Genomic DNA, 3685 nt, shown 5'->3' on the forward strand with positions numbered 1-3685 from the left:
TCGCTGCCAGTGAGTGCGTATTATACGCTTTTCTTTCCCCCTGTCAATACCACTGCGAAAAGTTTTTTCATTTATTTTGCAGTTGTTGATAACTCCCTTTATTTTGTGGGTATTTAGTGCCATTTGATATATAATTGAATATATTGTTTAAGCAATTTTTCGTTAGGCGATGTTCGGTGGTTTTGCGGTTGTCGTCTTTCATTTTTTTTATATTCATGTCAGAAAATATGTGAGGGCAAACAATGTCTGTACAACCTCCTTCCCCTGCTGGTAATGATTTTAGACTCCCTGTCCACCAAGTAGATGCCACTAAAAAACGCGTACACCCCCGTTTTGTGACGGGTTTTTATCAAAACATCCGCGTTGTAAGTATGTATTTTTTATTGTTGTTGTTTTTGGTGTTGCCATGGATTCGCTATGGCGGACACCAAGCAATATGGTTTGATTTCTCGGGTTCTAAGATTGTGCTATTTGGGCTAACTTTTTTACCCCAAGACGTTTTTATTTTTGCGTTTTTCTTTATGGTTGCTGCCTTTTTATTGTTTATGGTGACCGTTTATGCCGGTCGTGTGTGGTGTGGCTATGCCTGCCCACAGACGATTTGGACGCATATGTACCAATACACTGAGAAGCTTGTCATCGGCGATCGTAATAAACAGTTTAAATTAGATAAAGCGCCTTGGAATGGCGAAAAAATCATGAAACGCGGCTTGGTGTATCTGATTTGGTTTATCATGGCGTTGGTGACTGCATTGACGTTTAGTAGTTATGCCGTTGGGACTGATTATCTTTATCATAGTTGGCAATGGTTTGGCGGTATTCCTGTACCAGATTGGACGCCATTAACTTGGGTTTCGGTACTTATTTTTACCTTTGCGACATTTGCCAATGCAGGCTATATGCGTGAGCACTTTTGTACCCATATTTGTCCCTATGGCCGCTTCCAAAGTGTGATGTTCGATAAAGATACGTTAATTGTAACCTATGACTATAAACGTGGTGAGCCACGTGGCGCGCGTAAAAGAGGCGGTGAAGATGAGAATTTAGGTGACTGTATCAACTGTCTGATGTGTGTGCAAGTGTGTCCGACGGGTATCGATATTCGTGATGGTTTGCAAGTTGAATGTATTCAGTGCGCGGCCTGTGTCGATGCGTGTAATGACATCATGGATAAAGTCAATAAACCACGCGGTTTGATTCGGTATAGTACCGAACGCCAATTGGTAGAGAATGAGCCAAGTAAAATTTTGCGTCCACGGTTTTTTGCTTATTTGGCGGTGATTACGTTGTTGATTGGTACGGGGGTTTATTTTTTAACCAGCCGTGTACCGCTGCAGATTGATATTCGCCGTGACCGTAATCAGTTGTCGTCAATCAATGCGCAAGGTTTGGTAGAAAATAACTACATTATCAAAATCACCAATAAAACTCAGCAAGACCATGATTATGCGGTGACATTGACACCACAACCTGGCTTAAAACTTGATAGCCGCTTTAAAACCATTCCATTAGAAGCAGGCGAAAGTTATGACTTCCCTGTCAGTGTACTGGGCGATCCAAAAGTGATTACCCAAAGCAATATCCCCATCCAAATGCAAGTGGTGAGCGTGGATGATGGCGGTAAATACAAAGCGGTAAAAGATAACGTGTTTACCACGGATAAATAAGTTTGATTACCTAAAAAAGCTGATTTTGATAATCGGCTTTTTTTGTGCCAAATTATTGGCGCACGTTATTGGGGCATGGGTTTTTCTGCTATACTAGCTTTTTGATTGTTATCTGCTGAGTGGTCTATGGCAACACCAACAAATTCTCCTGCTTCATCAACTTCTAATCAGTCGATATCCAAACTTTGGTATAAAAATTATATGGTTTGGATTTTTGTTATTGGTTTGCCGCTATTTGTGGTAGTCGCCTGTATCTGGTTCGTGTTTTACTCGGTGAGAATCCAAGACTCCACCGTGCGTGATGACTGGTACATGGATGGTAAGACCTTATATGCGGATGTGTCCAAAGACAAACTGGCGCATGATTTGGGGCTAACCGGTCAAATGCTGATTAGTCATCAGGCAGTCAATTTTAAACTTGAGGCGCCCGCTAGTGACAAGTTTAAAGCACCTGAGCAATTGGCAGTGGAGATTTCCCATGCCACCCAAAAGCAAAAAGACCGTGACATTATTGTCAAACGGTTAAGTGATGGCAGTTATGCGGGCAATGTGCAGCTAGATCCGTCTAAAGGCAAATACTATATTGTGGTGCATGACCCAGCCAATAGCTGGCGGCTGCGTGCGATTGAGGAATTGCCGATGGCGAAGTCGATTGCCTTTAAGCCACTAACTGCGTTTGATAAAAAATCTTAGTTTCAGTCAACTAATTAGAGGTACTGGGTTACAGGTACTAGGTTACAGCTACTTGGCTTCCTTGTACCTTTCATAAATATCCTCATCAGTAAAATGCTAAAAAATCTTGCTGGATATTTAGAAGCCCCTGCTTGTTAGTTAAAAAAATGGTAACTGAGGGTAAATTTTTAACAACTCTCCCAAATCCCCACTTGTCCTTCGTGCAATTTTGGCACACCGCCAAGCACGCGCCACGGCATGGTCGTGCCATGAAAATCACTACCGATAGACACCTTTAACTCATGCTCTTTAATCACTCTATCGACCATATGGCGGGTTGAAGTCGGCTCATTGCTGGCGGGCAATTCCACCGCATCGCCACCGCTACTGGCAAAATCTGCAATCAGTTTACGCACTTTGTTGGCGGTTAAATTATAACGGGTCGCATGAGCCAAAGAGGCTTTGCCACCACACTCATGAATCAAATTGATGCAATCTTTAAGCGATAAGCCATCGAGTGCCACATAGCAAGGTTTATGGTCAGCCAAATAGCCGGTAAAGGCTTTTTGTACATCACTCACCAAGCCTTGATCCGCCATCACTTTGGCGATGTGAGTACGACCGACCGCTTGCGGATTACCTTTGGCTTGCACTAACACCGCCTGCCAAATCTCATCCATCGGGCGTTTAAAGGTACTTGCCACACGCTCGCACATCGCATAGCCGCGCGTTTCTCGATTGGCTTGGATGGCAGCGAGTTTGTCATGCATTGTTTCGATATTACTAAAACCGTACCCCAGCACATGAATCACTTTTTCATTTTGGGCAGGTTTTTTGGAGTAGCCGCCCATGACACGATGACGACAGCTGATTTCGACACCATGAATCAGCGTCATACCAAGACTTTCAGCCGTTTGGCGCGCCTCAAGGATACCAAGTACCGTATCATGGTCGCTTAAGGATAATACTTTCACCCCTTTATCATGCGCTTTTTGCACCACTTCGCTTGGGCTAAAAGTGCCATCTGAGCGGGTACTGTGGCAGTGCATATCAATCGGAAGTTGGGTATAAATAGGACTGCTAGACAAGATATCGAGGTTTAAAGAATTCACAAATACGCCTTAATTACAAAAGCTGGTTGCCAACAATAGGACAAAAAGGGGTTAAGACAAAGAGGGGTTAACTCTGCGCTGGCTCGCTCACAAGGGCACGTGATTAATGAAGCAAGGAAAATCGCAAAGTTACTTTTCGATTTTAGCATATCCGTGTAAACTAGCGGCTAAGATTTTTGTTAGAGATGACTATGAGCGGTTTATTGGATTTGCTACCTTTACTGGCATTTTTTT

At 43.2% G+C, this 3685-nt stretch carries 3 protein-coding genes; 2 read left to right on the forward strand and 1 reads right to left on the reverse strand.

Annotated elements, in window-relative coordinates; translation table 11 throughout:
• The first annotated feature begins 242 nt into the window (after positions 1 to 242).
• Positions 243 to 1667 (forward strand): cytochrome c oxidase accessory protein CcoG, encoded by a 1425-nt coding sequence (ccoG, locus tag RTR63_RS08370; protein WP_007115184.1) that lies wholly within the window; start codon positions 243 to 245, stop codon positions 1665 to 1667.
• A gap of 126 nt (positions 1668 to 1793) precedes the next feature.
• Positions 1794 to 2360, forward strand: a complete 567-nt coding sequence (locus RTR63_RS08375; RefSeq protein ID WP_040403153.1) for a FixH family protein — start codon at positions 1794 to 1796, stop codon at positions 2358 to 2360.
• A gap of 167 nt (positions 2361 to 2527) precedes the next feature.
• Here RTR63_RS08375 and RTR63_RS08380 read toward each other — a convergent pair whose 3' ends face one another.
• Complete coding sequence (locus RTR63_RS08380) at positions 2528 to 3451, reverse strand: PHP domain-containing protein (protein ID WP_312523678.1); 924 nt, start codon at positions 3449 to 3451, stop codon at positions 2528 to 2530.
• Between the last annotated feature and the right edge of the window lie 234 nt (positions 3452 to 3685).

Origin of the sequence: Moraxella sp. CTOTU47724 (genome assembly GCF_032014955.1) — a bacterium.
Lineage (GTDB): Bacteria > Pseudomonadota > Gammaproteobacteria > Pseudomonadales > Moraxellaceae > Faucicola > Faucicola tetraodonis.